Source organism: Rhodoplanes roseus, from assembly GCF_003258865.1.
GTDB lineage: Bacteria > Pseudomonadota > Alphaproteobacteria > Rhizobiales > Xanthobacteraceae > Rhodoplanes > Rhodoplanes roseus.
In genome coordinates this window covers 1-21,460 of record NZ_NPEX01000092.1, presented here as the reverse complement: position 1 = coordinate 21,460, position 21,460 = coordinate 1, and the positions used below count along the sequence as shown (strand labels likewise).

General features: G+C 69.5%; 18 protein-coding genes and 1 pseudogene. 17 read left to right on the top strand and 2 right to left on the bottom strand.

The annotated features are described in order from the left end of the window. Nucleotides 1–68 precede the first annotated feature (68 nt). From CH341_RS14805 to CH341_RS14785, 5 genes and pseudogenes are all read left to right on the top strand, one after another. Nucleotides 69–1,328: pseudogene (locus CH341_RS14805) on the top strand (nitrous oxide reductase family maturation protein NosD); the annotation flags it as partial. Then, on the top strand, nt 1,325–2,239 hold the full coding sequence (locus tag CH341_RS14800) for an ABC transporter ATP-binding protein (RefSeq protein WP_111419780.1): 915 nt from the start codon (nt 1,325–1,327) through the stop codon (nt 2,237–2,239). The pseudogene CH341_RS14805 and the gene CH341_RS14800, both read left to right, overlap by 4 nt. Continuing rightward, nucleotides 2,236–3,066: an ABC transporter permease subunit gene (locus tag CH341_RS14795; RefSeq protein WP_111419779.1), complete on the top strand. Its 831-nt coding sequence runs from the start codon at nt 2,236–2,238 to the stop codon at nt 3,064–3,066. The genes CH341_RS14800 and CH341_RS14795 overlap by 4 nt, the downstream gene beginning before the upstream one ends. A gap of 2 nt (nt 3,067–3,068) precedes the next feature. Then, the gene (locus CH341_RS14790) at nt 3,069–3,614 is read left to right on the top strand and encodes a nitrous oxide reductase accessory protein NosL (protein WP_111419778.1); all 546 of its coding nucleotides are present in this window, start codon (nt 3,069–3,071) and stop codon (nt 3,612–3,614) included. A 4-nt stretch (nt 3,615–3,618) separates the two neighbouring features. Then, nucleotides 3,619–4,602 (top strand): FAD:protein FMN transferase, encoded by a 984-nt coding sequence (locus tag CH341_RS14785; protein ID WP_111419777.1) that lies wholly within the window; start codon nt 3,619–3,621, stop codon nt 4,600–4,602. Nucleotides 4,603–4,696: 94 nt separating this feature from the next. On the opposite strand, the gene CH341_RS14780 is transcribed toward CH341_RS14785, so the two are convergent. Next, nucleotides 4,697–8,206: a hybrid sensor histidine kinase/response regulator gene (locus tag CH341_RS14780; protein WP_111419776.1), complete on the bottom strand. Its 3,510-nt coding sequence runs from the start codon at nt 8,204–8,206 to the stop codon at nt 4,697–4,699. A 267-nt stretch (nt 8,207–8,473) separates the two neighbouring features. Between CH341_RS14780 and CH341_RS14775 the strand changes: the two genes are divergently transcribed. The 11 genes from CH341_RS14775 to CH341_RS14725 all read left to right on the top strand — a co-directional run bounded on the left by CH341_RS14775 (nt 8,474) and on the right by CH341_RS14725 (nt 19,032). Beyond that, the gene (locus CH341_RS14775) at nt 8,474–9,649 is read left to right on the top strand and encodes a PAS domain-containing sensor histidine kinase (RefSeq protein WP_245431066.1); all 1,176 of its coding nucleotides are present in this window, start codon (nt 8,474–8,476) and stop codon (nt 9,647–9,649) included. Continuing rightward, nucleotides 9,621–10,256 (top strand): response regulator transcription factor, encoded by a 636-nt coding sequence (locus tag CH341_RS14770; RefSeq protein ID WP_111419774.1) that lies wholly within the window; start codon nt 9,621–9,623, stop codon nt 10,254–10,256. The genes CH341_RS14775 and CH341_RS14770 overlap by 29 nt, the downstream gene beginning before the upstream one ends. Nucleotides 10,257–10,421: 165 nt before the next feature. Next, nucleotides 10,422–10,775, top strand: a complete 354-nt coding sequence (locus tag CH341_RS14765; protein WP_111419773.1) for a response regulator — start codon at nt 10,422–10,424, stop codon at nt 10,773–10,775. A 605-nt stretch (nt 10,776–11,380) separates the two neighbouring features. Continuing rightward, on the top strand, nt 11,381–12,025 hold the full coding sequence (locus CH341_RS14760) for a helix-turn-helix domain-containing protein (protein WP_111419772.1): 645 nt from the start codon (nt 11,381–11,383) through the stop codon (nt 12,023–12,025). Nucleotides 12,026–12,301: 276 nt separating this feature from the next. Continuing rightward, nucleotides 12,302–13,405, top strand: a complete 1,104-nt coding sequence (locus CH341_RS14755; protein ID WP_170149632.1) for an AbrB family transcriptional regulator — start codon at nt 12,302–12,304, stop codon at nt 13,403–13,405. Nucleotides 13,406–13,526: 121 nt separating this feature from the next. Further along, entirely contained in the window at nt 13,527–15,152 is a 1,626-nt protein-coding gene (gene ccoN, locus CH341_RS14750) for a cytochrome-c oxidase, cbb3-type subunit I (RefSeq protein ID WP_425376185.1), read from the top strand. Nucleotides 15,153–15,165: 13 nt separating this feature from the next. Then, nucleotides 15,166–15,900, top strand: coding sequence for a cytochrome-c oxidase, cbb3-type subunit II (gene ccoO, locus CH341_RS14745; protein ID WP_111419769.1), 735 nt, complete (start codon nt 15,166–15,168; stop codon nt 15,898–15,900). Between the two features lie 10 nt (nt 15,901–15,910). After that, complete coding sequence (locus tag CH341_RS14740) at nt 15,911–16,072, top strand: cbb3-type cytochrome c oxidase subunit 3 (RefSeq protein WP_111419768.1); 162 nt, start codon at nt 15,911–15,913, stop codon at nt 16,070–16,072. Nucleotides 16,073–16,076: 4 nt separating this feature from the next. Then, nucleotides 16,077–16,946, top strand: coding sequence for a cytochrome-c oxidase, cbb3-type subunit III (ccoP, locus tag CH341_RS14735; RefSeq protein WP_111419767.1), 870 nt, complete (start codon nt 16,077–16,079; stop codon nt 16,944–16,946). 116 nt (nt 16,947–17,062) lie between these two features. Then, the gene (ccoG, locus tag CH341_RS14730) at nt 17,063–18,508 is read left to right on the top strand and encodes a cytochrome c oxidase accessory protein CcoG (RefSeq protein ID WP_111419766.1); all 1,446 of its coding nucleotides are present in this window, start codon (nt 17,063–17,065) and stop codon (nt 18,506–18,508) included. Nucleotides 18,509–18,531: 23 nt separating this feature from the next. Next, nucleotides 18,532–19,032 carry a FixH family protein gene (locus tag CH341_RS14725; protein WP_111419781.1) on the top strand — a complete coding sequence of 167 codons (501 nt, stop codon included), beginning with the start codon at nt 18,532–18,534 and terminating at the stop codon, nt 19,030–19,032. 275 nt (nt 19,033–19,307) lie between these two features. On the opposite strand, the gene CH341_RS14720 is transcribed toward CH341_RS14725, so the two are convergent. Further along, nucleotides 19,308–20,285 (bottom strand): tripartite tricarboxylate transporter substrate binding protein, encoded by a 978-nt coding sequence (locus tag CH341_RS14720; RefSeq protein WP_170149631.1) that lies wholly within the window; start codon nt 20,283–20,285, stop codon nt 19,308–19,310. A gap of 328 nt (nt 20,286–20,613) precedes the next feature. Here CH341_RS14720 and CH341_RS14715 point away from each other — a divergent pair, with 328 nt between their 5' ends. After that, a complete protein-coding gene (locus CH341_RS14715; protein WP_111419764.1) occupies nt 20,614–21,405 on the top strand; it encodes a class II glutamine amidotransferase in 792 nt (263 codons plus the stop codon). Nucleotides 21,406–21,460 lie beyond the last annotated feature (55 nt).

Sequence of the window (21,460 nt, the reverse complement as noted above, 5' to 3'; positions counted from 1 at the left end):
CCGGCGCAGCCCGACCATACCGAGAAGGGCACGCTGTTCGATCTTCTCGGCGGCGCCGACATCGGCGTGTCGCTCACGGCCGGCATCGAGGCGCGGTGCGCATCGCGCGCCCGCTGCGGCTCGAAGGGGAGCCGGGCACCGAGCTGATCGGCCCCGGCGCCGGCAGCGTCGTCACGGTGACGGCCGCGGATGCCGCGGTCGCCGGCCTGACCCTGCGCGGCTCCGGCAGCGACCTGGAGACGATGGACTCCGGCGTGTTTCTCGCCCGCACCGCGACGCGCGCCGTGGTCGAGCGGAACCGCATCGAGGGCAACCTGTTCGGCGTCTACGTGCACGGCGCCGCCGGCGCGCGGGTCGACGGCAACACGATCGTCGGCCGGACTGGCGGCCGCACCAGCGAGGCCGGCAACGGCGTGTCGATGTGGAACGCGCCGGGCGCGAAGGTCGTCGGCAACGACATCCGCTTCGGCCGCGACGGCATCTTCGTCGTCACCAGCCGCGACAACACCTTCACGGGCAACCGCTTCACCGACCTGCGCTTCGGCATCCACTACATGTACACCAACGACAGCCGGGTGGAGGGCAACGTCTCGGTCGGCAATCACGTCGGCTACGCCGTGATGTATTCGAGCCGGCTGCGGATCACCGGGAACCGCTCGGAGCGCGACCGCGACCACGGCTTCCTGTTCAACTACGCCAACGGCTCGACGATCACGGGCAACGTGGTGCTGGGCGGCCCGATCGCGCCCCGGGACGGCCCGGTGGACGACGACCAGCACACGGCGCTGCTCGCGCGGGCGCGTGAAAGCGCCGGGACGGTGCGCCGGGCCGGGCCGGAGAAGTGCGTCTTCATCTACAACGCCAATGCCAACACCTTCTCGGGCAACCGCTTCGAGGGCTGCGAGATCGGGGTCCACTTCACCGCCGGATCGGAGCGCAACGAGATCGTCGGCAACGCCTTCGTGAAGAACCGGCACCAGGTGAAGTATGTCGGCACCCGATCGCTCGACTGGTCGAAGGACGGACGCGGCAACTACTGGAGCGACAATCCCGGTTTCGACCTCGACGGCGACGGCATTGGCGACACCGCGTACCGGCCGAACGACATCGTCGACCGGGTGCTGTGGACCGCCCCGGCCGCCAAGATCCTGGTGGCGAGCCCGGCCGTGCAGCTGCTGCGCTGGGCGCAGGGCCAGTTTCCGGCGCTCTACCCGGGCGGCGTCGTCGACAGCCATCCGCTGATGGCGGCACCCGCGCCCCCAGCGTCCGAGGCACCGGCGGCCGTCGCACGCGGCGCCGGTGAAACCTCCGGGAGACGCTCGCCATGACCGAGGCCCACGTGATCGAGCTGCATCGAGTCGCCAAGCACTTCGGCAAGGTCGAAGCGGTGCGCGACGTCTCGCTGTCGGCCGGGGCCGGCGAGTGTGTCGCGCTGGTCGGCCACAACGGCGCCGGCAAGACCACCCTGATGAAGCTGATGCTCGGCCTGCTGCATCCGAGCCGGGGCGACGTCCGCGTGCTCGGACATGATCCTTGCGCCGGCGCGTTCGCGGTGCGGCGGCGGATCGGCTTCCTGCCCGAGACCATCGCGTTCAACCCGGCCCTGACCGCGACCGAGATGCTGCGCTTCTACGCCACGCTCAAGCGCGAGCCCAGGAGCGTGGTGGCGCCGCTGCTCGCCAGGGTCGGCCTCGCGGCGGCGGCCGACCGGCGCATCGGCACCTATTCGAAAGGCATGCGTCAGCGGCTCGGCCTCGCCCAGGCGCTGCTCGGCGAGCCCGCGCTGCTGTTTCTCGACGAGCCCACCACGGGCCTGGATCCGGCTCTGCGCGGACAATTCTACGGGCTGATCCGCGACCTCGCCGGCGCCGGCGCCACCGTGCTGATCTCGACCCACGCGCTCGGCGAGCTCGAGGGCGTCGCCGACCGGGTCGTGATTCTCGATCGCGGCGAGGTGCTGGCCGACGGGTCGCTGGGCGAGCTGCGCCGGCTGGCGCATCTTCCCATCCGGGTGCGGGTCAAGGTCGCCGGGCCGCATGCCGCGGCGCCGGCCTGGCTGCGCGACGCCGGCCAGGCGGTCAACGGCCATCACTTCGATCTGACCTGCACGCCCGACACCAAGATGGCGCTGCTGCGCCGCGCCGTCGAGAGCGGCTCCGCCGTCGACGACATCGAGGTGGCCGAGCCGACGCTCGACGACCTCTACGCCCACTTCCTCAGCCGGGGAGACGCGCGATGATCAACCTGGTCGCGATCGCCGACAAGGAGCTGCGCGAGGCGGTGCGCAACCGCTGGGTCGTCGCCGCGACGCTGCTGCTCGGCGCGCTCGCGCTGAGCCTGACGCTGCTGGGCAGCACGCCGACCGGCACCACCGGGGCGAACGCCCTCGACGTCGTCGTCGTCAGCCTGTCGAGCCTGACGATCCTGCTGCTGCCGCTGATCGCGCTCCTCATCTCGCACGACACGCTGGTCGGCGAGGTGGAGCGCGGCACCATGCTGCTGCTGCTCGGCTATCCGGTGGCGCGCTGGCAGGTCGTGCTCGGCAAGTTCATCGGCCACATGATCGTGCTCGCCATCGCCACCTTGGTCGGCTTCGGCGCCGCCGGCGTGGCGATCCTCGTGACGGCGCGCGACGTCGCGGCCGAGAGCTGGGCCGCCTTCGCCGCGATGATCGGCTCGTCGCTGCTGCTCGGCGGCACGTTCCTGGCGATCGGCACCTGCGTGAGCGCGCTGGCCCGCAGCCGCGGCGCCGCGGCGGCCGTCGCGATCGGCCTGTGGCTCGTCTTCGTCGTCGTCTACGACCTCGCTCTGCTCGGCCTGCTGGTCGCCGACCAGGGCGCCCATATCGGGGCCGGCGCGATCGAGGCGGTGCTGCTGTTCAACCCGACCGACGCCTACCGGCTCCTCAACCTGACCGGCTTCGCCAATGTCAGCCTGTTCTCCGGCATGGCCGGGCTCGCCGGCACGGTGTCGCTCGGCGTGCCGACGCTCGTCGCCGCGCTGGTCGCCTGGACCGTGGTGCCGCTCGCCGCTGCGACCGCCGCCTTCGCCCGCAAGGAGATCTGACGATGCGCCGTTTCGCTTTGCTCGTCGCCGTTCCGATCGTGCTGGCGCTCGCCGCCTGCAACGAGCAGGCCGCCGCCCCGCCGCCGCCCCCGCAGGCCCTCACGGCGGATGCCATGGGCCACTACTGCGGCATGAACGTGCTGGAGCATCCCGGACCGAAGGGGCAGATCATCCTGGCGAGCCGCATCGATCCGGTGTGGTTCTCGGCGGCGCGCGACGCCGTCGCTTTCACGCTGATGCCGGACGAGCCGCGCGACATCCGCGCCGTCTACGTCTCCGACATGGCACGGGCCGAGAGCTGGGACGCGCCCGGGGCGACCAACTGGGTCGAGGTGTCGAAGGCGTGGTTCGTCGTCGACAGCCGGCTGCGCGGCGGCATGGGCGCGCCGGAGACGGTGCCGTTCGGCGAGCGCAGCGCGGCCGACGCCTTCGTGGAGAAGAACGGCGGCCGCGTCGTGCGGCTCGCCGAGATCCCGCACGATTACGTGCTGGGCGGCCCGGCCGAGCCGGTCCGGGCCAGCGACGCCACCACCGCGCACGGACATTGAGGCGATGACGATGCCGCCGAGCGGACGCCCCACCCGCCGCCGCTTCCTGTCCGTCGCCGCGGCCGCAGCCGGGCTGCCGCTGCTGCCGTCGGGCGCAGCCGCCACCGAGGGCGCGCTGGTGACCTGGCGGGGCATCGCGCTGGGCGCCGTCGCGAGCCTGCAGATCCACCATCCGGATCGCGCGACGGCCGAGCGCCTGGTCCGCGCCGCGGTGGCCGAGACGGCGCGGCTCGAGGCGATCTTCAGCCTCTACCGCCCGGACTCGGTGCTGTCGGAGCTCAACCGCACCGGCGTGGTGATCGCTCCCGCGGCCGAGCTGGTCGATCTGCTCGCCGCCTGCGACGCGATGGTTCGGCTCACGAACGGCGTCTTCGACCCGACCGTGCAGCCGCTGTGGGCCTGTCACGCCGCACATTTTTCCACGCGCGGCCGCGACGCCGGGCCGCCGCCCGCCGAAGCGCTGCGCGACGCGCTGGCGCGGGTCGGGTGGGACAAGCTGCGGGTCGGCCGCGACCGGATCGCCTTCGCGACCCGCGGCATGGCGCTCACCCTCAACGGGATCGCCCAGGGCTTCGTCACCGATCGTGTGGTCGCGATGCTGCGCAACGCGGGTCTCGCGCATGCGCTGGTCGACATGGGCGAGATTGCTGCGCTCGGCGGCCATCCGGCCGGCCGGCCCTGGCAGGTGGAGCTGGAGAGATCGGCCCCCGGCGCGCCGGACGTCGTCCCGCTCACCGACCGGGCGGTCGCGACGTCGGCGGCGGCCGGTTTCGGATTCGACGCCGACGGCCGCTACAATCATCTGTTCGATCCGCGCACCGGAATCTCGGCGGCACCGGACCGCCGCATCACCGTCGTCGCGGCCACCGCGACGACGGCGGACGCCCTGTCCACCGCGTTCAGCCTGATGGACGACGCGTCGATCGCCGAAGCGGCCCGGCGCAGCGCGGCGGTCGTCTACGCCCCGCCCCGGTTCGGCGGTCCGTAGCCACACGCCCCGGGGGCGCCACCGGCCGACGGCGGCCTGCCCTGTCGGGTGGCGACGATGCCCCGGCAGGCGGCCGACGCGACGGACGGCGGCGTCACTCCGCCGCCGCGACCCGGAGGGCCTGCCACTGGGTGAGCTGGGCGCGGAGCGGAGCCGGGCGCACCGGCTTGTTGAGGATGCGGATGTCGAGCGTGTGCGCGAGCTCGCGCACCTCGCGGGTCCGGTCGGCCGTGAGCAGGATGGCGGGCAGCGACTCGCCGTAGCGGCGCCGCAGCGCGACGATCGCGTCGATGCCGTTGCCGTCGTCGAGGTGATAGTCGACCAGCAGCACGGTCGGCAGCCGCGCCGCCTGCTCGACCGCGGCCATCGCGCCGGCGAGATCCGGCGCCTTCAGGACCTCGCAGCCCCAGCCGGAGAGCAGCGTCCGCATGCCGTCCAGGATGGTCGGCTCGTTGTCGATGCACAGCGCCACCGAACCGACGAGATGACCGTGCGACCGCAGCACCGGTGCCTCGCCGGGCTCCGGCACGGCCACCACGGCGCGCGGCAACGTCACCGAGAAGCGCGACCCGCGGCCGACCTCGGAGCGCAGCGCGATCGTGTGGTCGAGCACGCGGGCGATGCGCTCGACGATCGACAGGCCGAGGCCGAGCCCGCGCGCCACCATGGCGCCGCGCTCGAGCCGGTGGAACTCCTCGAAGATGGCGCGCTGGCTGGCGGCCGCGATGCCGATGCCGGTGTCGTAGACGTCGATGCGCACCTCGCCGCCGCGCATCCGGCAGCCGACCAGGACGCGTCCGTGCTCGGTGTACTTGATCGCGTTGGAGACGAGATTGCGAACGAGGCGCCGCAGAAGCCGACGGTCCGAGCGCACCACCAGCCGGCTGCGCACGAAGGTCAGGACGAGGCTCTTCTCGCGGGCGAGCGGTGCGAACTCGACCTCGAGCTGGCGGAACATCTCGTCGACCGCGAACGTCGTGATCTCGGTCTTCATGGCGCCGGTGTCGAGGCGCGAGATGTCGAGGAGCGCGCCGAGGATCTCCTCCACGGCCTCCAGCGAGGCGTCGACATTGCCGGCGAGCCGGGCCTCCTCGCCGCCGTTCTGGCGCTCCACCAGGCTCGTGACATAGAGCCGTGCGGCGTTGAGCGGCTGCAGGATGTCGTGGCTCGCCGCGGCCAGGAAGCGGGTCTTCGACAGATTGGCGTTCTCGGCCGCGGCCTTGGCCTCGGCGAGCTCGGCATTGAGGCGCTCGAGCTCGGCGGTCCGTTCGCGCACCCGCCGCTCCAGCTCGTCGTTGGCGCGCTCCAGCGCTTCGGCCGCTTCGACGCTGGGCGTGATGTCGGTGAGCGTGAGCACGAAGCCGGCCCCCGGCATCTGGGCGACCCGCACCTCGAAGATCAGGCCGCGCGACGGGAAGCGCTCCAGGAACGGCTCGGCGCAGGTCGCGTAGCGGGCGGCGCGCTCGCGCACCAGCGTGTCGACCTCGCCGGGCCCGAACGCGCCCTTGGCGGCGTTGAACCGCAGCACGTCGTCGAGCGTGGTGCCGACCCGCACGAGCGCCGGCGGCAGATCCAGCAGCTCGCCGAACTGGCGGTTCCAGCAGACCAGGGCCAGATCCTTGGAGAACACCGCGATGCCCTGGCGCACGTGGTCGAGGGCGGTCTGCAGGATCTCGCGGTTGTAGTGGATCGCGGCATTGGCGTCGTCGAGCAGCTTGAGCGCCGCCTTGGTCGACATCAGCCGCTTGCGCAGGAGCAGCGACAGCACCAAGCGGGACGACGCGGCGCCGATCGCCGAGGCGAGCAGGTACTCGGCGTGCTGGAGGAGCTGGAAGTCGGCTTCGTGCTTGGGGTCGAGGGTGATGCGGCGCGACACCGCGAAGCCCTCGAAGGCGCTGCGGGTGCGGTCCTCGCCGAGATAGCGCGCCACCGTCGCGGTGAGCTCGCCGACCGTCACGGCGGACCGCCACAGGCGAAAGCTCGGCGCCGACGGGCTGATCCGCGAGGGAACGAAGATGTCGGCCTGCAGCCGTTCGATCGCCGAGGGCGCCCGGCGCAGCGACACGGCCACGTAGGCGAACAGGTTCAGGCCGAGGCTGACCACGACCCCGTGCACCAGCGGCGGCAGGTCGAGCCCGAGCAGCGCCTCCGGCCGCAGCATCGCGATGCCGAGCGGGCCGTCGCTCAGCAGGCTCCGGCCGATCATGCCGGCCTCGACGAAGCTCGGCAGGAGCAGCGTGTAGAACCAGGCCAGGAACCCCACCACCATGCCGGCGACGGCGCCGCGGGCGGTGGCGCGGCGCCAGAACAGGCCGCCGAAGAAGGCCGGCGCGAGCTGGCTGATCGCCGCGAAGGACAACAGCCCGATGGAGGCGAGCTGCGCCAGCCCGGCGGAGCGATGGTACACATAGGCGAGCAGCAGGATGCCGAGGATCGCGAAGCGGCGGACCCGCAGCAGCACGGCCCCGACATTCGCGGTGCTCAGCGATCCGCGCCGGCGCAGCACGAGCGGCACGAACAGGTCGTTCGATACCATGATGGCGAGAGCGACCGATTCCACGATCACCATCGCGGTCGCGGCCGACAGGCCGCCCACGAAGGCGACCAGGGCCAGCGTCCGGGAGCCGGCGGCGAGGGGCAGCGCCAGCACGTACATGTCGCCGTCGACCGTCCCGGCCGGGAACGTCATCAGTCCGGCCAGCGCGATCGGCACGACGAAGAGGTTGATGAGCACGAGATAGAGCGGGAACAGCCAGGCGGCGCGCCGGACCTCCGCCTCGCTGTTGTTCTCCACCACGGCGACGTGAAACTGGCGCGGCAGCAGCAGGATCGCGAACGCCGCCAGCAGCGTCATGGCCGCGAAGGTGGAGAAGCTCTGCTCCCCGGTCAGCACGCGGCCGACCTCGGGCCGCTCCAGGGCGCGGGTGAACAGGGCGGCCGGGCCGCCGAACATCCCGTAGGTGACGAACACGCCGACGGCCAGGAAGGCCACGAGCTTGACCAGCGATTCGGTCGCCACCGCGAGGATCAGCCCGTCCTGGTGCTCGGTCGCGTCGATATGGCGGGTGCCGAACAGGATCGCGAAGGCCGCCATGGAGAGCGCGACCACGAGGGCGATGTCGCCCAGCAGGACGTGGGCACTCCAGTTTCCCGGGCCGATTTCGGCCAGGATGGTGCCCAGCGACGAGGACACGGCCTTGAGCTGCAGGGCGATATAGGGGATCGTACCGGCGATCGCGATGACGGCCACGGTGGCGGCGACCGCCTGGTTCTTGCCGTGCCGGGCCGCGATGAAGTCGGCGATGGAGGTGATGTTCTGGCCCTTGGCGAGGCGAACGATCCGGGTCACCAGCGGCGAGGCGAGGCCGATCACCAGGATCGGCCCGACATAGATGGCAAGGAAGTCGAACCCGGAGCGCGAGGCGAGGCCGACCGAGCCGAAAAACGTCCACGACGTGCAGTAGATGGCCAGAGAGAGCGGATAGATCAGCCGGGACCGCCGGCGCCGCTCGCGAGCCCGGCCCCGGTCGCCCCAGCTCGCCACCAGGAAGAGCATCCCGATGTAGCCGAGCGCGACGGCGACTGCGACCCAGCCGTGGGGCATGGCGTCTCCTGCGGTCGGGCGTGGTGTCCCGGTCCAGACCGAAGGTCAGCACAACCGGGCCGCCCTTGTCCATCGGCACCCCGGCACGCTCCGAACGCACGGCCCCATTCAATTGTCGTTGCATTGCCGTGTGCTGGTGCCGTACTTATCGGGTAAATACGTACGACTGACGCCCCCGGAAAACAGGGACCGGTCTGCATGTCGATGAAACCCTTCGAGCGCACAGAGGCCCCTCCGGGCGGCAGTGCGAGCAATAGCCAGCGAACGGTGCCCGCCATTTCCGACGCGCAACTCGCGAGTGTCCTCGACACTGCCGCCGACGGAATCATCATCATCGACGACCGGGGCATCGTCCTCACCTACAACAAGGCGTGCGAGCGCCTGTTCGGCTACACGGCGGTCGAGATGCTCGGCCGCAACGTCAACGCCATCATGCCGACCGGCGATTCGCGCGCGCACGACAGCTATATCGGGAACTACATCGGCACCGGGCGCCGCAAGATCATCGGCATCGGCCGCGAGGTGATGGGGCAGCACCGGGACGGAACGAAGATTCCTGTCCATCTCTCGGTCGGCGAGGCGGTGACCTCGGCCGGCCGGCAGTTCATCGGCATCATGCGGGATCTGCGGGCCCGCAACGAGAGCGAGCAGCGGCTCAACCAGCTGCAGGCCAACCTGGTGCGGATGGCCCGGGTGTCGGCCGTCGACGAGATGGGCGCGGCGCTCGCCCACGAGCTGAACCAGCCGCTCACCGCCCTGATGCTCTACCTGCAGGCGGTGGAACGGGCCTGCGCCAAGCAGGGCGCCGCCAACGCGATCCCGACCAGCGTCATGGCGATCCTCGAAAAGGCCGTCCGAGAGGCCGAACGGGCCGGCAGCATCATCCAGCGGATGCGCCAGTTCATCGAGAAGCGCGATCCGGTCCGCAAGCGGATCGACCTCAACCCGCTGATCGAGGACGCTCTCGAGCTGACCATCCTGGGCAGCCCGCCCGGCACCCGGATCGTCCGCGAGCTCGCGAGCGACCTGCCGGCCGTGATGGTCGACCCGGTGCAGATCCAGCAGGTGGTGGTCAACCTGGTCCGCAACGCCCTCGAAGCCATCAAGGGCACCGAGGTGCAGGTGGTGCGGCTGTCGACCAGCCTGCGGCCGGACGGCGTCGCGATGAGCGTGCTCGACAGCGGACCTGGTATTCCGCCCGCCGGCATTTCCGAATTGTTCAAGGCTTTTTCATCCTCCAAGAGCCAGGGACTGGGACTCGGCCTTGCTATTTCGAAGTCTATCGCCCAGACCCACGGCGGCGATCTCATCGTCGATCCCGGCGGTCGCGGGCGGGGGGCCTGCTTTACCTTGCTCCTGCCTCTGCCGGACGAGGCGACCGCCGGCGCGACGACAGAAACCGAGGACGGACACAATGGGTCAGAACGCCACCGCGGCTGGTGAGATCCACATCATCGACGACGATCCGGCAGTCCGCGACGCGCTGTCGGTCGTGCTCACCCTCGAAGGCTACCATGTCACCACCTTCGCGGACGGGCATTCGTTCCTGGCGGCGGTGCGCTCGCGGGCCCCGGCCTGCATCATCCTCGACGTCCACATGCCGGGGCGCTCCGGGCTCGACATCCTCAAGGAGCTGAACGCCAAGAACCACCCGGCCCCCGTGTTCATCATCTCGGGGCAGGGCGACATCCCGATGGCGGTCGAGGCGATCAAGAACGGCGCCTTCGATTTCATCGAGAAGCCCTTCGACGCCGAGACCGTGGTCAACCGGGTTCGCGACGCCATCGAGGCCGCCGGCCGCCGCCAGGCGCGGGCCGGCCTCGGCGAGACCCTGACCCAGTTCCCGGGCAGCGACCTGCTGACGGCGCGCGAGCGCGAGGTGCTCAATCTCATCGCGGCCGGCGCCTCCAACAAGGAGGCCGGGCGCCAGCTCGGCATCAGCCCGCGCACCATCGAGGTGCATCGCGCCCGGATCATGGAGAAGCTCGGCGCCAAGAACGCCGCCGACCTGGTTCGCATCGTCCTGTCGGAGTCCCCCCGCAATTCTTGACCCCCCGCATCCGCCCGTCTCGGTCCCCTCTCCTGCCATCCCTGTCCACCTCTGGCGCCCGCTAAGTAGACTTACTTAGCGTGTACTACGGATTGAGACGGCGGCGTGGTGCCCTGATCTTGCATGCTGGGCAGCTCGCGGGCTGCGAGCTGTTGGATTTGTGTGATGGCGGTGCATGTCGTCGAAGATGATCCGGGGGTGAGCGACTCGCTCGCCATCCTGCTGGAGCATCTGGGGTTCGAGGTGGTTTGCCATCCCAATGCGGAGGACCTCTTCCGCAGCGCGCCGCCGTCCGCCAAGGACATCGTCTTCGTCGACCTGATCCTGCCCGGGATCAGCGGAGCCGAGCTGATCCGTTGGCTGACCGGCCTGAAAGATCCCCCGCGCATCGTGGCGATGTCGGGCCAGTCGCAGAACACGATCGACCTTCAGCTCCGCGGCATCGGCGAGATGAACATCATCCGCAAGCCTCTCTCCCACGGGGCCATCACCCAGCAGCTCGCCGCCATCCGCTCGTGAGCCCCGGCCGAGGACCCGCACGGTCCCGAGCAGGCGCCGAGACGGATCCGCGGCGCGACCGCGCGATGCCGGGTTCGGCCCCGGCGCTCCGCGCCGTTCCGACCCGACGAGGTCTGCAAAGCCTTCGCCCGGCAGAGCACGACTTGGAGAGGAGTCGGGAACTCGCGACAAGGCATGCGGGAGAGCCTCCCTCCGGCCGAAGGCCCTCCGTGGGACTTCGTAATTCGAAAGTCCAAGACGCCGACGGGGCAACGAGCGTAAGGCGCGCTTGACAGTATTGTGCTGCGGTGCAATCTCGCTCGAACGGTAGAATTCCACTGATCGTCGGGTGATCCGGAGGCCTCGGTCGGGGCCGCCGACGGCCGTGCCGTGCCTTTACAAGTCTCTGGAATAAAAGCGCTTTTACGATAAGGGTTTCTCCGTAAGCATTCATGCCAGATTTCGTATCAGTGATCAGCTCCGCTAATGTCCCATTGCGCTGCCGAGCGTTTCAACCCCCGGCTCGTCCGGCGAGGACCCCCATGAAGCCAGCCATCGCACAGCGACCCTATTCTGTTGCCCTCGAGTCGCCCTGCCGACTCCCGACCGCCCCGCGGACCGCTCCCGTGCAGAGCGCCAGCCGTCGCGAGGACGAGCCCCAGGGGCAGCGTCAGCGGGTCGGCCAGCACGCCCACATCTTCCGTGAAGGCGATCGCGCCGACCGGCTCTATCAGCTCGTCGACGGCGCCGTGATGCTCTACAAGCTCCTGCCGGACGGACGCCGTCAGGTGGTCGAGCTCCTGAGCGCCGGCGACGTGTTCGGACTGTCGGCCCTGCCGGTCTACGACTGCTCGGCCGAGACCCTGGTCTCCTGCAACGTGGTCGCGCACGACCGCGCCGCGGTCGAGCACTCGCCCGAGCTGCTGCGACGCCTGAGCGCCCATGTTCACGCGCAGCTCTGTGCCCTGCACGAGCACGCCGTGCTGCTCGGCCGCAAGTCGGCGCTGGAGCGGGTCGCGACCTTCGTCATGCATTGCGTGCCGGGACGCGGCGGCTTCAACTGCGCCGGCCCGCGCTGCGGCGGCGACTCGGCGGTGGTCCGCCTCGGCATGACGCGTCAGGAGATCGCCGACTATCTCGGTCTCACGCTGGAGACCGTCTCGCGCGCCTTCTCGGAGCTGCGTCGCCGCGGAATCATCGCGATCGACAAGCAGGAAGAGGTTCGCGTCCACGACGTGTGCCGCATCTGTCAGCTCACCGGAGCCCACTGACGCTCGGCTTCACGATTTCCTTTCGGAGCGATCGTCCATCTCCTCCCCGGGCGATCCTCTTCAACTTCGGGCGCCGTACGGCTTCGTACGGCGCCTTTTTTTATCGGCGGACGATCGGCTCCGTCACGACCCTGTGGTGCGCTCGCACGCGCGCTCGCGTCGCGAAGATCGTGCGTCGTGACAGTCGCCAGAGGCGGTGTCCGTCTGCTATGAGGGCGCCAGCCCAGGACCCCCATGGATACGCGTTCGAACGATCAGCCTCGCCCGGACGCGGGCGTGAAGCGCCCGCCGTTCCGATTTCTGAATCTTCTCGAGACCCTCGTGGTCGCCGCGATCGGCGCGGTCCTGTTCGATCTCGCCGGCATCCCGGCGGCTTGGCTCGCCGGCGCCATGGTGTTCACCGCGGCAGTCTCGCTCGCCGGGCGCCCCGTCGGCGTGCCGCGGGCGATCGCTCGCGGCTTCTTCGTGATCGTCGGCCTGTCGCTCGGCAGCGTCGTCAATCCCGAGTCGCTGCACGGCGTCGCCGCCTGGCCGATCAGCATCGCCGCCGTCGTGGTGGCGATGGGCTGTGTGACCGTCTCGACCATGTTCTACCTGCGCAAGGTGCACGGGTGGGACACCATGACGGCGCTGTTCGCCGGCGTTCCGGGGGCGCTCTCCCAGGTGCTGGCTCACGCGGTCGAGGAGAAGTGCGACGTCCGCGGCATCGCCATCGTCCAGACCATGCGGGTCGTCATTCTCACGGTCGGCGTGCCGGTCGTGCTGGCGGCCTTCGGCCAGAGCGGTCCGACGCGCCTCGCGGTGCAGCCCTCGGGACTGCTGGACGCGCCGGCCGAGCTCGCCGCCCTCTTCGCCGCAGCGCTCGCCGTCGGCGGACTGCTGCTGCGGATAGGATTCCCGGGCGGGCTGATGATCGGCCCGATGGCGGTGTCCGCGGTTCTCCACGGCACCGGACTCGTGACCGTCACGCTGCCGGTGTGGGTGACGATCGCCGGCATGATCGGGCTCGGCGCGGTCAGCGGCTCCCGCTTCGCCAACACGTCCGTGCAGCTCGTCCTCTCCTATCTGGCGGCGGCGCTCGGCTCCTTCGCGGTCGCCGTCACGGTGTCGGCCGTGTTCGTGCTCGCGCTCGCCGCGACGCTGGGGCTACGGCTCGGCGACCTCACCGTCGCGTTCGCGCCCGGCGCCATCGACGCCATGATGGTGCTCTCGCTCGCTTTGCATATCGACCCGGTCTTCGTCGGCGCTCATCACATCGCCCGAGTTTTCGCCGTGTCGTTCTCCTTGCCGGTGGTGGTCCGTTACATGACGCGTCGGCAAGCGCACAGAGTTGTCAAGAAGACTGGACAATCAAGTGACCCTGACACTCGCGCGGATTGACTTTCATCAATGCGAGCACAGCGAGCATCCTGACTAGTCCCAGTCGCTCCTCGTTCAGCCCGATCTTGTAACGCCGCAACCCAAGGCCCCTGACATGGCTCAATCGACGGTTCGCAAGACCATGACATTCGGAGAAGGCGGATTGGCGTTCGTCTTCGCCGTGACGACACTGCTCTGCCTCGTCGCCGCCGCCAAGGCTCAAGACGCACCCTTCGCATTTCATGCATATCTCTCGGCGGCCGCGAGCGTCGCGGCCGTGTTCCTGATCTTCCGGGGCTATTTCAACCGTCCCGCCCAGCTTCCGGGGCAAGAGGTCGAGGACGGCCGGCCGAACTACAACGACGGACCGATCAAGTTCGCCACGGCGGCGGCCGTGTTCTGGGGCGTCGCGGGATTCACGGTCGGCCTCTGGATCGCGCTCGAGCTCGCCTATCCGGTGCTGAACTTCGACCTGCCGTGGCTGAACTTCGGGCGCCTGCGGCCGCTGCACACCTCGGCCGTGATCTTCGCCTTCGGCGGCAACGTGCTGCTCGCGAGCTCGTTCTACGTCGTCCAGCGGACCTGCCGGACGCGGCTCGCGGGTCACGTGGCGCCGTGGTTCGTGATCCTCGGCTACAACTTCTTCATCGTGATCGCCGGCACCGGCTATCTGCTCGGCGTCACCCAGGGCAAGGAATACGCCGAGCCGGAGTGGTACGCCGACCTGTGGCTGACCATCGTCTGGGTGGCCTATCTGCTGGTCTACCTGGTGACGATCATCAAGCGGAAAGAGCCGCACATCTACGTCGCCAACTGGTTCTATCTCGCCTTCATCGTCACCATCGCGGTGCTGCATCTCGGCAACAACGCGACCCTGCCGGTGTCGCCGTTCGGCTCCAAGTCCTACATCGTCTGGTCGGGCGTGCAGGACGCGATGTTCCAGTGGTGGTACGGCCACAACGCGGTCGGCTTCTTCCTCACCGCCGGCTTCCTCGGCATCATGTACTACTTCGTGCCGAAGCGGGCGGAACGGCCGGTCTACTCCTACCGGCTGTCGATCGTGCATTTCTGGGCCCTGATCTTCCTCTACATCTGGGCCGGCCCGCACCATCTCCACTACACGTCGCTGCCCGACTGGGCCCAGACGCTCGGCATGACGTTCTCGATCATCCTGTGGATGCCGTCCTGGGGCGGCATGATCAACGGCCTGATGACGCTGTCGGGCGCTTGGGACAAGCTGCGGACCGATCCGGTGCTGCGCATGCTGGTCGTCTCGGTCGCCTTCTACGGCATGTCGACCTTCGAAGGGCCGATGATGTCCATCAAGGCGGTGAACTCGCTCAGCCACTACACCGACTGGACCGTCGGTCACGTCCACTCCGGCGCCCTCGGCTGGGTCGGCTTCGTCTCCTTCGGCGCCGTCTACTGCCTGGTGCCGTGGCTGTGGAACAAGAAGCAGCTCTACAGCCTCAAGGCGGTGAACTGGCACTTCTGGATCGCCACCATCGGCATCGTGCTCTACGTCTCCGCCATGTGGGTGTCGGGCATCCTGCAGGGCCTGATGTGGCGCGCCTACACGTCGCTCGGCTTCCTCGAATACTCGTTCATCGAGACCGTCGAAGCGATGCATCCGTTCTACGCGATCCGTGCGCTGGGCGGCGCCCTGTTCGTGATCGGCGCGCTGATCATGGCATGGAACGTCTGGATGACGGTGCGGTCCGGTGAACCGGCCCCCGTCGCGCAGCCCGCCCTGCAGCCGGCCGAGTGAAGGAGGAACGACCATGTCGGTCATGGCCAAACACGCAATCCTCGAGAAGAACTCGATCCTCCTCCTCATCGGCATCCTGCTGGTGATCTCGATCGGCGGCCTGGTGGAGATCGCGCCGCTGTTCTACCTGAAGAGCACCATCGAGAAGGTGGAAGGCATGCGGCCCTACACCCCGCTGGAGCTCGCCGGCCGCAACATCTACGTCCGCGAGGGCTGCTACACCTGCCACTCGCAGCAGGTGCGGCCGCTGCGTGACGAGGTGGAGCGCTACGGTCACTACTCGCTCGCCGCCGAGTCGATGTACGACCACCCGTTCCAGTGGGGCTCGAAGCGCACGGGTCCCGACCTGTCGCGGGTGGGCGGCAAGTACTCGGACGAGTGGCACGTGGCGCATCTGAAGAACCCGCGCGCCGTGGTGCCTCAGTCGGTGATGCCGGGCTATCCGTTCCTCGCCCAGACCGAGCTCGATCCGAAGGCGCTCGCCGCGCAGATGACGACGCTGAGCGTCGTCGGCGTGCCCTACACGGACGAGCAGATCAAGAACGCCGCCAAGGACATCAAGGCCCAGGCGACGCTCGACGATCCGGGCGCGGCGGATCTCCTGACCCGCTACCCGAAGAGCACGGCCCGCGACTACGACGGCAATCCCGCCCGCATCACCGAGATGGACGCGCTCGTCGCCTATCTCCAGATGATGGGCACGCTGGTCGACCTGAAGCTCTACAACGACAAAGCCAATCTGCGGTGAGAGGGGCATCATGAGAATAGAGCCCGGACTGTCCCTGATCACCACCTTCGTCTCGAACTGGTGGACGCCGATCTTCGTCGCCCTGTTCCTGGCGGTGCTGGCCTATGCGCTCTGGCCGCGCAACAGCGCGACCTTCGATCACGCTGCCAAGATGCCTCTGCGGGAGGACTGAGACCATGGCGAAAGAAGAGATCGACGCCGTCACCGGGACCGCGACGACGGGCCACGAGTGGGACGGCATCAAGGAGCTGAACACGCCCCTGCCCCGCTGGTGGCTCTACACGTTCTACGCCTGCATCGTGTGGGCGGTGGTGTACTGGATCGCCTATCCGGCCTGGCCGCTGGTGGCGAGCTACACGTCCGGCGTGCTCGGCTACTCGTCGCGGGCGAACGTGGCGGCCGACATGGCGGCGCTCCAGGCGCTGCGCGGCGAGAAGGCGATCCTGCTCGGCAAGGCCGATCTGGCCGACATCGAGAAGGATCCGGCGCTGCTCGCCTTCGCGCGGGCCCAGGGCCGGGCCGCCTTCGGCGACAACTGCGCGCCTTGCCACGGCACCGGCGCGACCGGGTCGAAGGGCTTCCCGAACCTCAACGACGACGACTGGCTGTGGGGCGGCTCGCTCGACGCGCTCTATCAGACCATCCAGTACGGCATCCGCTCCGGTCACGCTCAGGCGCGCGAGAACCAGATGCCGGCCTTCGGCAAGGACGGCACGCTCAAGAAGGACGAGATCGTGCAGGTGGCGAGCTACGTGCGCTCGCTGTCCGGACTGCAGGTTCCGAAGGGCGTCGATCTCGAGGCCGGCAAGAAGCTGTTCGCCGACAACTGTGCGGTCTGCCACGGCGACGACGCCAAGGGGAACCAGGAGCTCGGTGCCCCGAACCTCACCGACCGGATCTGGCTGTACGGCTCGGACCAGGACAGCGTCGTCGAGACGATCACCAATGCCCGTTCCGGCGTGATGCCGGCCTGGACCGGCCGTCTCGACCCGGTGACCATCAAGGCGCTGGCCGTCTACGTCCACACGCTCGGCGGAGGCCGCTGACGTATTCAAGTTTGAGAATAATCAACTCCGCGGCCGAGGCCGCGGCATAGAAAGGACCGTCCCGACCCCACCGGGCCGGGACGGTCCCTCCTCCGGAGCACATGGTACCCCCGCCCATGAACATGCCCGTCAAGCCGCCCGTCGCCGTCGTCGACGCTCCGCTCTACGAGTCGGCCAAGAAGAACTTCCCGCAGAGCGTCCACGGCCGCTTCCGCTCGATCAAGTGGGTGCTGATGGCGGTGTTCCTCGGCATCTACTATCTGCTGCCCTTCGTGCGCTGGGACCGCGGCCCGAACTCGCCGAGCCAGGCCGTCCTGGTCGACCTGCCCAACACGCGCTTCTACTTCTTCTTCATCGAGCTGTGGCCCCAGGAGGTGTACTATTTCACCGGCCTCCTGGTGATCGCCGCGATGACGCTGTTCCTGATGAACGCCGTCGCCGGCCGAATCTGGTGCGGCTACGCCTGTCCCCAGACCGTCTGGACCGACCTGTTCTACGCCGTCGAGCGGTGGATCGAGGGCGACCGCCGCGAGCGCATGAAGAAGGACAAGGCCGAGCTGACGGCGCGCCGGGTCGGCGAGCTCGTCCTCAAGCACGGCATCTGGCTCACCATCGCCTGGTGGACGGGCGGTGCCTGGGTGCTCTACTTCGCCGACGCCCCGACGCTGGTGAAGGAGCTCGCGACCTTCCAGGCCCCGATGATCGCCTATGCGTGCATCGGCGTCCTCACCTTCACGACCTACACGCTCGCCGGCCACATGCGCGAGCAGGTCTGCATCTACATGTGCCCGTGGCCGCGCATCCAGGCGGCGCTGACCGACGAGTGGGCCCTCAACGTCACCTACCGTTACGACCGCGGCGAGCCGCGCACCTCGATCAAGAAGGCGGCGGACCTGCGGGCGCTCGGCGAGAAGGCCGGCGACTGCGTCGACTGCCTGCAATGCGTCGCCGTCTGCCCGACCGGCGTCGACATCCGCCACGGCTCGCAGCTCGGCTGCATCCAGTGCGGCCTGTGCATCGACGCCTGCGACACCGTGATGGCCAAGATCGGTCGTCCGTCCGGACTGATCGCCTACGACAACGACGTCAACATCGCGCGGCGGCTCGCCGGCGAGGCGCCGGTCTACCGCTTCATTCGCGCCCGAACCTTGATCTACACGGGCATCATCGCCCTCGTCGCCGGCGTGATGCTCTACACGCTCTCCACCCGCACGCTGATCGACATCAACGTGCTGCACGACCGCAATCCGCTGTTCGTCACCCTGTCCGACGGGTCCATCCGCAACGCCTACACGATCCGCTTCCTGAACAAGCGCTCGGACCTGCGCACCATCGAGCTCTCCGCCTCCGGCGTGCCGATTCCCGTCTTGCACGTGATCGGCGAGGAACCGGCGAGCCGCACCATCGTGGCGGTCGGTCCCGACCAGACCCGCGAGGTTCGTGTGCTCGTCACGGTGCCGCCCGCTGCCAGCATCCAGGCGTCGAATGCCATCACCTTCACGGCACGCGACGTCGACTCCGGCGACAGGGCGACCGCCAGAGACCATTTCTTCGGACCGTGAGCGCGGAGACAGGGAACATGACCATGGAGACGGAGATCCCGGCCTCGGGACGACCTCTGACGGGACGGCGGGTCGCCGTCTATCTGCTCGCCTTCTTCGGCGTGGTGATGGGCGTCAACGCCTTCATGATGACCCTGGCCATCGAGACCCTGCCCGGCACCGTGGTCGACAGCGCCTACCGCGCGAGCCTCGCCTACAACCACGAGATCGCCGCTGCGCAGGCGCAGGCCACCCGCGCCTGGACCGTCGCGGCCCATGTCGAGCGCAGCAGTGACAGCCGGGCGAGCGTCCGGGTCGAGGCGCGCGACGCCAAGGACGTGCCGGTGAGCGGCCTCACGGTCACGGCCTGGCTGGCACGGCCGACGGACCGGCGCGAGCGGCCGGTCGAGATCGCCGAGCGCGGCATCGGCGTCTATCGCGGCGAGGCCGCCGACGTCTCGTCGGGTCAGTGGGATCTGGTGATCGAAGCGGCGCGCGGCGGCGATCGGGTCTATCTCTCTCGCAACCGCGTCGTGCTGCCGTAAGCGGGCCCGCAAGGGGATGATGCCGGGCGTTTGCTCCGGCTGCAAACCCTCTCCCGTCGCGGGAGAGGGTGCCCGAGCGAAGCGGGGGAGGCGATGGGCTCGCCACACGCTCCGAGCCTGCTGCAGGCCCCCTCACCCGTCTCGCCGCTTCGCGGCGATCCACCCTCTCCCGCCAGGGGAGAGGGAAGGGGCCGTGCTGACCCGCAAAGCTTCTCGAGACACAGCAGACCAACAAGCCCGGGCGTGCCCGGGCTTTTTCTGTTCGCGCCTGAGCCTCACCGGCCGGCGACGCCGGCGCGCTTGGCGGCGGCGGACCAGAAGGCGAGCTCCTGGCGGATCAGCGCCGCGAAGGCCTCGGGCGTGCCGCCGACCCGCTCGGAGCCGAGATCCCTCGTGTGGGAGACGATGTCGGGCTGCGCCAGGGCGGTGTTGAGCGAGGCGTTCAGGCGGTCGACGATGTCACGCGGCAGGCCGGCCGGGCCGGCGAGGCCGTGCCAGATCACGATGGTGAAGTCCCGCACGCCGGCCTCCGCCATGGTCGGCAGGTCGGGCGCGGCGGGCGAGCGCGCCGCCGAGGTGACGGCGAGGCCGCGCAGGCGGCCGGCGCCGATATGCGGCAGCGCCACCGGGCTGCTGGTGAACATCCCCTGGACATGGCCGGCGACCACGTCGGCGCTGGAGAAGTTGTCGCCCCGGTAGCTGACGTCGCCGATGTCGATGTCGGCCGTCTGGCGGAACAGGCCGACCGCCAGCTTGGTGAGCGTGCCGCCGCCATTGTGGGCGAAGTTCAGTGTTCCGGGCTTCTGCTTCGCCAGCGCCACCAGCTCGCCGACGCTCCTGGCCGGAAGCTGCGGATTGACCACCAGGACGAACGGGCTCTGGGTCGCCTGGGCGACGGGTGTGAAGTCCTTGGCCGGATCGAACGCCAGCGTCGGGATGGTGGCGGCCATCACCGGAAACGCGGTCGAGATCCAGGTCAGCGTGTAGCCGTCCGGCGCCGCCTTGGCGACCTGCTCGAACGCGATGGCGCCGCCGGCGCCCGGCTGGTTGACGATGACGAAGGGCGCGCCGAGCTCCTCGCCCATGTGGCGGGTGAGCAGGCGCACCAGGACGTCGGCGCCGCCGCCGGCCGGGAACGGCACCACCATGCGGATCGGCCGGGCCGGATAGGTCTCGGCGCGGGCCTGGCCGAGGCCGGGCAGGAGAGTGAGAAGGGTCGACACAAGGGCCAGCGCCGCCGTCGTCAGTCGCATCGTCCGCTCCGCTCGCTGCCGGCCCGCCCCGCCGTCGGGACGTTCTTGGCCGGACATGTCCGACCGAGAATGCAGCAAGCCGCGGACCAGCGCGGCCGAGGCCGGCGAAGAGTCTGGCGAAACCAGGTTTCGCGCCGGCGGGAGGCGCACCCGCCGGCTCTCGGGGACCGCCGCCGCGGCGGCCTCGCGCAAGCGTCGCTACGCCCGCGAGCGGTCGCGCCGTGCGGGTAAAACCCGTTTGACCTTCTGCTTGCCGCATTGCGATTATAGGAGCTGAATCGGTCGGTCGGGCCAAAGCGCCCACGGCCGGGGAAGGAGTCTTGCCGCAATGTGCCGCTGGATCGCCTATCGGGGCGAGACGATTGCGCTCGAACACTACGTCACGGCGCCCGCGCGCTCCCTGATCGCCCAGAGCATCCACGCCCTCGAATCGACCGCCTCCACGCATGGCGACGGCTTCGGCCTGGGCTGGTACGGGGACCATCCGGAGCCCGGCCTCTACCGCGAGGTGCGCCCGGCCTGGTCCGACGAGAATCTGCGCTACCTGTGCCGCCACATCCGCTCGCACCTGTTCTTCGCCCATGTGCGCTCGTCGACCGGCACGCCGATCACCCGCCCGAACTGCCACCCCTTCGCCTGCGGCCGCTGGCTGTTCATGCACAACGGCTTCATCGGCGACTGGAGCCGCATCCGCCGCCGGGTCGAGGGGCTGATCCCGGACGAGCTCTACGGCTCGCGCAGCGGCACCACCGATTCGGAGGCCGTGTTCCTGGCCATGCTGGGCGCCGGGCTGGACCGCGATCCGGTCGGCGCCGCCGCCCGCACGCTCGCCGCCATCACCGAGATGTGCCGCGAGGACGGCCGCTCCGACGCCATGCGGTTCACCGCGGCGGTGGCCAACGGGCGCGACCTCTACGCCTTCCGCTACGCCGCCAACGACCAGCCCAACACCCTGTACTACCGGGCCTCCGGCCAGGACGTCGTCGCCGTCTCCGAGCCGCTCGACGAGGACCGCTCCGGCTGGGTCGCGGTGCCGCCCGACCACATGGTGGTGGCGCGCGCCGGCCGTCCGCCCGAGGTGGTGCCCTTCACGGTCACCCGCGCCATGGCGGCCGAGTAGGGGGCTCCCTTCTTCACCTCCCCCTGGAGGGGGAGGTCGGACCGCGACGCGGTCC